This is a genomic window from Nocardia sp. NBC_00403, assembly GCF_036046055.1.
Classification (GTDB): domain Bacteria; phylum Actinomycetota; class Actinomycetes; order Mycobacteriales; family Mycobacteriaceae; genus Nocardia.
This window is the reverse complement of record NZ_CP107939.1, coordinates 8433918-8440859: the sequence shown is the minus strand read 5'-3', so window position 1 is coordinate 8440859 and position 6942 is coordinate 8433918. Positions and strand designations below refer to the sequence as shown.

The window sequence follows — 6942 nt, the reverse complement described above, 5'->3', positions numbered from 1 at the left end:
TGTCGGCCGCCGACTGGCCGAGTGGAGGCGTCAGTGATAGCCAGTCCGCTGTCGTCGGCGGCGTGGCAGGTGCCTGCGCGGTGTCATCCAGAAATGCGTTGGCTACTCCGGTTCCGAGAACGACCGCAATCGGCAACATGCTCGCAATCAATATCGGACGTGATCGCCGCGAACGACCGGCTTCTGGCATTCCGCACCTCCTGGACGTCTACCTCTTAGGCTTCTCGACTTCGAGTATTTGTCGCACGTTGCGGCGCTGATAGCTTAAGCGGTCGGCGCGGCCGGGTCAGGGAGAAGTGTCGCATCCCGCGTGTCCGGCAAATCTGTGGCTATGCCAAGTCGGTGTGTGACACGCCCCGCTACCCGAATGCGCCGGACCGGTATCCCGCTGCGCTTGCCGGTCCGCCAAACGCTGACGTCCGCCCGCCGAGTGCGGCGCTCCGGGGCTCACAACGCCGAGTGTCAGCACCGCAAGGAGATTCGGACTGTTCAGATCGGGCCGGCGCTCTCATCGGGGTCGGCCGCCAGCCGGTCGGCGAAACCCGGGCGGGCCGCCACAGAGCTGTGATGTCGTCGGAGGGGGCTTCGGTCAGAAACTCCCCCGGGACCCACGGTGCATTCGAGGACCAATGTCTCCTTCTGCGGCGACGATCGGATCTGGCGTCTACGTGGGCGTATGTCGAAGCTGAAGAGATCACTGAGGAGGTTCGTCGTGCTGTTCGATGATCGTGCGGACGCCGGACGTCAGCTGTCGCTGCGGCTGAAGTACCTGGACGAGGAGGACGCCGTGGTGGTCGGGTTGCCCTGCGGTGGCGTCCCCGTCGCCTACGAGGTCGCTGTCGGGCTGGGGGCCCCGCTGGATGTGATCGTGGTTCGCAAGCTCGGGGTGCCGCATCAGCTGGAGCTCGCGTTCGGCGCCGTGAGCGAGGACGGCATCGTGGTGATCGACAACGGCATCGTGACGCGTGCCAGACTCACCCGCGACGAGATGGCGGAGGTGGAACGCCATGAACGTCAGCAGCTCGTTCGGCGTACCGCGCTGTTGCGAAGTACCCATCCGCGCATATCGTTGTGCGGCCGGACGGTGATCGTCGTCGACGACGGAGTCGCGACAGGTGCGACGATTCGTGCGGCCTGTCAGGATGCACGGGCGCGCGGTGCGCGCCGGATCGTCCTTGCCGTTCCTGTGGTGCCCCGAGCTGTCCTGCCTCTGCTGGCAGGCGATGCCGACGAGACGGTGTGTCTGGCGTCGCCGTCGTGGTTCGGGGCGGTCGGACGGTGGTACGGCAGGTTCGATCAGGTCTCCGATGCCGAGGTCGCGGACCTGCTGCGCCGCGCTGCGGGGCATCTGCAAGCACCGCCGACGGCCGAACCGGACGATCCACCGCTGCGGAATGAACCGGTGCGGGTGATCACCGGGGGAGTGGCATTGGATGGGTACCTCACCGTTCCAGAGCACCCGCTCGGGCTGGTGGTATTCGCACACGGCAGTGGCAGCAGCCGGCACAGCCCCCGCAATCGCTATGTGGCCGAGGTGCTGAACCGTGCCGAGCTCGGGACGCTGCTCGTCGATCTTTTGACCCGGGAGGAGGAGACCGATCGCTCCCGAGTCTTCGATATCGGGCTGCTGTCGCGGCGGCTGGTGGACATCACGGTTTGGCTGTCGCGGCGCAGCGACGTCGTGGACTTGCGAATCGGATACTTCGGAGCCAGGACCGGCGCGGCGGCTGCCCTACGGGCGGCAGCAGATCCAGCTGTGCGGATTTCCGCGGTGGTGTCGCAGGGCGGTCGGCCCGATCTCGCCGGACCGCACCTCGGCGACGTCACGGCACCGACCATGCTCATTATCGGAGGCGATGATGAGGGCGTACTTGAACTGAATCATCGTGCGATGCAAGCGATGACGTGCGAGACGGTGTTGACCGAGGTGCCGGGCGCCACCCACTTGTTCGCCGAGCCCGGGGCGCTGGAGAAGGTCGCCGAGATCGCCCGCACCTGGTTCGTGAGCCAGCTGTCTCCGTCCGAGGCAGCCCAGCCCGCTCGTGAGCAGGGTGGATACGGGCCTGGCGGAGACCGCCGGGATCGGCTCGATGAATCGTTCGCCCCGCGTCGAATCAGGCCTCGGCGGCTGCTGCTCCAGAATCGGCGGCGCAGCGAATTCAGAGAGGACAAACAATGAACGACCATCCGATCATCGCGGCCGTGGACGGTTCGGCGAGCTCATATCAGGCAGCGGCCTGGGCGGCGGTCGACGCTGCCCTGTATCACTGCAATCTGCACCTGGTCACGTCGGAAGCGCTACCCACCACGTACGCGCCCGGCGTCATGATGGGCCCGCCGGAAACAGACTTGCTGCGCGCCCAGGGCGAGCAGGTCCTGGCCGAGGCCACCAGCATCGCCAGGCAGGCCGCGGGTGAAGAACTCGATCACACCACGGAATTGACCTTCGATGCGATCATCCCGACCCTCATCGAACGGTCGAAGACAGCAGCGATGCTGGTGGTCGGCAGCCGTGGCCTCGGTGCGTTCCGACGCGGTCTGCTCGGTTCGGTCAGCGCAGCGCTCACTCATCACGCCTACTGCCCGGTCACCGTCGTGCACCAGAATTCCGCAACCGACACGGTGTCACTCGGCAGGCCCGTCCTAGTCGGTGTCGACGGCTCGACCAACAGCGTGCCGGCGATCGAGCTCGCGTTCGAACAGGCATCCCGGCGCAAGGTCGGGCTCGTCGCCTTGCACACCTGGAGTGACGTCAGCTCGGTCGACTACCTACCGGTCCCGGGATGGGACGCGGCACGGGAATCGGAAGAGGTCGTGCTCGCGGAGAATATGGCCGGATGGAGCGACCGTTACCCGGACATCGCGGTGCAGCGAATCGTGGCGTGTGACCGGCCCGTTCGTTCGCTGCTGGACGCATCATCGAACGCACAGTTGCTGGTCGTCGGTAGCCACGGCCGCGGTGGATTCGCCGGGATGGTCCTGGGTTCCACCAGCAACGCGCTGCTGCATTCGGTCGAGTGTCCGATGATCGTGGTGCGCCGCCCCTAGTCCAGACGTGTTGCGCCGAACCGCCGGTCATATCAATAAGTGTGTTCGGCTCCGATCGCGCGCACACGATCACCGAGTCTCTATTGCAAAGGGCTTTCGTTGTCGCCGTGCGCTCGGGACGTGGTGTCGGTGCTTGCCGCGGGTATGTTGTCCGTCGGTGCGGCCGATCAGCGATTCCGCCGCGCGATCGTCGACCGAGTGTGCGGCGCATGCGGGCTGTGGTGCGAGGTAAGGCGGGATCCGGAATTTCAGCCGGCGATGATCGGCACCAGATGCTTGCGGGCGAATTCGGTGAGCTCCTCGGTGGACTGGAGCGGGATGGATCCGTCCGGCTGCAGGACGAGTGAATGGACGAAACGGCAGACGATCTCCGCGCGGGTCCGCAAATCGGCGGAGTCCGGCAGCAGATTGCTTTCGACGGCCTGCTGCAGCGCGGCGGACGTCGCCGCGACCGACATGGCGAAGGTGGCGGCGCCCCCGGTGGTGAGTTGCGGAAGGACTCGCTCGGGTTCGAGGGTCAGCATCCGTTGCACGAGGGGATGGGTGCGCCATCGGGTGACGACCGTGACGAAAATGTCGGCGACGAGTCCGTCGAGAGTGTCGTGGCGTGCGGGCATCTCGGCGAGTTCGGCGAGCACGCGCCCCACCTCGCGGGTGGTGACCATCTGCACGACGTCGTCGCGGGAGCCGACGCGACGGTAGACCGTGACCCGATCGACGCCGGCGCGGCGGGCGATGTCCTCGATCGTCGTCTTTTTGATCCCGACCTGTTCGAACTGAACCAATGCGGCGTCGAGGATGCGCGATTCGATGGATTCGGCCGATTCGCGCGTATTCGACGAGGTCGTGGGCGTGGCGGTCACGCTTCGACGCTAGCAGTGATCGCGCCTTCTGAAACATTCTTGACCTAATTGTTGCTGCAACAATGTAATGTTATTTGTTGCATCGAGTTGAAGAAGTAGGCCTTGTCGGCGAGCTGACCGAATCCGTGACGGCGGCGTCGATGTCGGACAACAGGCGATCCGGCGGGTGCCAGGTCGACATGTTCATGGGTTAGCCGAAGTCTTCTGTCGTTCTTCCGGTCCCATCGCACATACCTGTCGCCTTGGAAGAGATATGCCTTGCCGGAAAACGGGGCCGCGCCCCTGCAGTGCCGCGCCGACGCGATTGTCGAGATGCATTGGTGTGCCGCCTTTATCAGTGGATTTCCGAGTCTGTGGCGGTGTCCGCCGATTCCCCCTCGACTACGACGACCCGGCCGTCGGGAAGGCGACGTGGTCGGAGCACGCCGAGGCGGCTCCAGCCGGCTACCATCTCGTCGTCGGCGACGGTTGCCGTGTCGTTCAGGCTGCGCGCCCATGGCCGTGCGGTCCGGGGCAGGTCGCCGATATCCGGCTGCGGGCCTGCAGCGGCGGCTTGTGGATCGCTCGAACTGGCCGGATCAGCAAGGGCTGCAAGGAATTCCGCGAAGGCGGCCTCGGTGATCACCTCGTCGGGCCGCTGCGCGGGCCACCAATGGACCTGGCAGTAGTAGAAATCGGCCTGCCATGGCAGCGCCATTCGCTTGGTGAGTTCTGGGGCTGTTGCCGACGCGCGCCACTCCGATGCCGGGGTGGATCCGCGCGAACGCGATGTGCGAAGGGTCGGTGTCACTGCCGGCTGGTGGCGGGGATGCCGCGGCGAGTCCAGAAGGCCGAGGCGGGCCACCGCTGCTCGGTCCGGTATCGGTCGCTGCGCTGTCTGAGGTGCTCATCGAATAACTCCATCTCGCGGTGTGGGTAGTCGGTGATGGACGAAAAGTCTTGGGTGAGTAGGGCATCGGCGACCTGCGCGCCCGCAGCCGCGCTGCTGGCCGCGTGCAGGATCCCGCTGCTGCCGAGTGGGTCGTAGGTGGCCGCGGCGTCACCGACGGCGAGCCAATTCGGCCCGGCAACAGGGTCCAGCCTGGACGGGCCGGCCGCGGCGACGGCAAGGGCGGGGTCGGCTGCTGCCCGGGCGCGAGCACTGGTGTTCGGAGCTTGCCGCAGCAACGTGACCCACTGCTTGCCCAGTCTGTTCGCTGCGAGATCGACGACCTCGGTGTCGGTGACCAACATGACCGATAGTCCATCGGTCGCTGGTGCCGAATACCACCAGCCGATATCGGTGGCTTCCACCAAAGTATCGGTCGCCCCGGCATTTCCGGTGGGTTCGCATGTGGTTGCGAAGCTCGTCGTTTGATCGATGTTGAGGCGGGTGGCGCCGAGTCCGCGTGCCACTCGCGCCGAACGGCCGGTCGCATCGATCGCCACGGCGGCATCGACGTGCATCGCGCGGTCGGATGTTTCGACATACAGCGCAACGTGTTCGGTGTGGTTCTCGGCACGCGTGACGTGGCCGTCGATCAGGCGAACCCGGTGTTGGGCCGCTGTGGCGCGCAGCTCGGCTTCGAAAGCAGGCAGGCAGACATGCCAAGCACATCCGTACGGGTGGCAGATGTAATGCCGTTCGCGCGGCTGCGCGCTACCCCAGCACGATTGATTGCTCCAACACTCGCGAGGTCCGGACCGGAGAAATTCCGGCCAGAGTCCGAGTTCTTCGAGCAGCGGCCGGAACTCTGGGGGCACTGTCTCGCCCCGATTTCGGCGTCGCGGCCGTGCGTGGATCAGCGCAACGCTCCTGCCTGCGCGGGCAGCGATCAACGCCGCCACCGATCCAGCGACTCCCGCGCCCGCGATGGCGACATCCACCGAGAGCTGGGGGACGGCCATTGCCTCACGGTAGGACCGGCGCACCTCGACTACACGGGTAGTCGAGTACTCGTCCTACCCCAGTAAATCCGCAGCATGCTCGAGTATCGGTCCGTGCTCGGTATCGGTACTGCTCAGTGCTCGTCGGTTCGGTCGAGTTTGCGGGCTGCTCGTTCGGCCTTGGCTGCCGCGCGGGTGGGGCGGCCCTCGTTATGCATCGATGGAGGTTCGCTGGGGCGGAGAAATCGCTGGATGGCACGGAGCGCGGTGCGGGCTTTGTCGGCGAGGGTCATTGCGGTGGACTTCCTATGGGCGGTAACCAGCTGGGTCGCCGAATACCTCCAGTGAACTCCGATGAACAACAGGTGTCAACGCTGTAGGTATACACTCATGACCCACGCTGGTTCCATAGAGGGAGTGCTTGTGATGGCCGAATCATCGACCGGCGGCAAGGGCACTGCCGCAGGGGGTCGTGACAACGGCCAGATCACGCGGGCGGTGGTACTCGCGGCCGCGCTGGAGATCGTCGATCGGGATGGGGTCGAGGGGTTGTCGATGCGCCGCTTGGCCGAAGCCGTGGGCCGGGATCCGATGGTGATCTATCGGCACGTGCCGAACAAGGCCGCGGTGCTCGATGGTGTCGCCGAGTCGGTGTTCGCCCAACTGACGGTCGATGCCACCGGTAGCGACTGGGCCGACCAGTTACGGGTGGTCGCGCGCGACTTCCGGCTACTGGCGCTCGCGCATCCACGCGTGGTTCCGCTGCTGGTGACGCGGCCGTTGGCGACGCCGCTGGGGATGCGCCCCCGAGCCGTGGTGCGGCCTTTGGAAGACATCATCGGCCTGCTGACCCGCGCGGGATTCTCGGGAGCCGACGCACTGCATATCTACCGTGCGCTCTTCGGATTCCTCTACGGCCACATCCTCAACGAACTCCAGGAGCTCGTGGAACGTCCGGAGGAAACCGACGAAGTACTGCGCCTCGGGCTGCACCGGCTGCCGATCGGTGAGTTTCCGCTGCTGCGCGAGCTGGCCCCCGTCCTGGCCTCCTACGACGGCGCTGCGGAACTCGAGCGCGGGCTCGACATCCTGCTCGCCGGCCTCACCGCGACACTGCCTGATCCCGGCAAGGCCGCTCGCGCGCCGCGCGGGTGATTGCGGGAGG

Annotated in this window: 7 protein-coding genes; 3 read left to right on the top strand and 4 right to left on the bottom strand. The window is 66.0% G+C overall.

What is annotated here, in order from left to right; all coding sequences use genetic code 11:
• Positions 1-676: 676 nt before the first annotated feature.
• Together OHQ90_RS38015 and OHQ90_RS38010 are read left to right on the top strand one after the other, a co-directional pair.
• Complete coding sequence (locus tag OHQ90_RS38015; RefSeq protein WP_328406043.1) at positions 677-2179, top strand: phosphoribosyltransferase family protein; 1503 nt, start codon at positions 677-679, stop codon at positions 2177-2179.
• Positions 2176-3048 (top strand): universal stress protein, encoded by an 873-nt coding sequence (locus OHQ90_RS38010; protein WP_328406041.1) that lies wholly within the window; start codon positions 2176-2178, stop codon positions 3046-3048. The genes OHQ90_RS38015 and OHQ90_RS38010 overlap by 4 nt, the downstream gene beginning before the upstream one ends.
• Before the next feature lie 248 nt (positions 3049-3296).
• Here OHQ90_RS38010 and OHQ90_RS38005 read toward each other — a convergent pair whose 3' ends face one another.
• The 4 genes from OHQ90_RS38005 to OHQ90_RS37990 all read right to left on the bottom strand — a co-directional run bounded on the left by OHQ90_RS38005 (position 3297) and on the right by OHQ90_RS37990 (position 6070).
• Complete coding sequence (locus tag OHQ90_RS38005; RefSeq protein ID WP_328406039.1) at positions 3297-3911, bottom strand: TetR/AcrR family transcriptional regulator; 615 nt, start codon at positions 3909-3911, stop codon at positions 3297-3299.
• Positions 3912-4245: 334 nt separating this feature from the next.
• On the bottom strand, positions 4246-4701 hold the full coding sequence (locus tag OHQ90_RS38000; protein WP_328406037.1) for a LodA/GoxA family CTQ-dependent oxidase: 456 nt from the start codon (positions 4699-4701) through the stop codon (positions 4246-4248).
• Positions 4698-5798: a tryptophan 7-halogenase gene (locus tag OHQ90_RS37995; RefSeq protein ID WP_328406035.1), complete on the bottom strand. Its 1101-nt coding sequence runs from the start codon at positions 5796-5798 to the stop codon at positions 4698-4700. The genes OHQ90_RS38000 and OHQ90_RS37995 overlap by 4 nt, the downstream gene beginning before the upstream one ends.
• Before the next feature lie 113 nt (positions 5799-5911).
• Positions 5912-6070, bottom strand: a complete 159-nt coding sequence (locus tag OHQ90_RS37990) for a hypothetical protein (RefSeq protein WP_328406033.1) — start codon at positions 6068-6070, stop codon at positions 5912-5914.
• A gap of 133 nt (positions 6071-6203) precedes the next feature.
• On the opposite strand from OHQ90_RS37990, the gene OHQ90_RS37985 reads away from it, so the two are divergent.
• Positions 6204-6932, top strand: coding sequence for a TetR/AcrR family transcriptional regulator C-terminal domain-containing protein (locus OHQ90_RS37985; protein WP_328406031.1), 729 nt, complete (start codon positions 6204-6206; stop codon positions 6930-6932).
• Positions 6933-6942 lie beyond the last annotated feature (10 nt).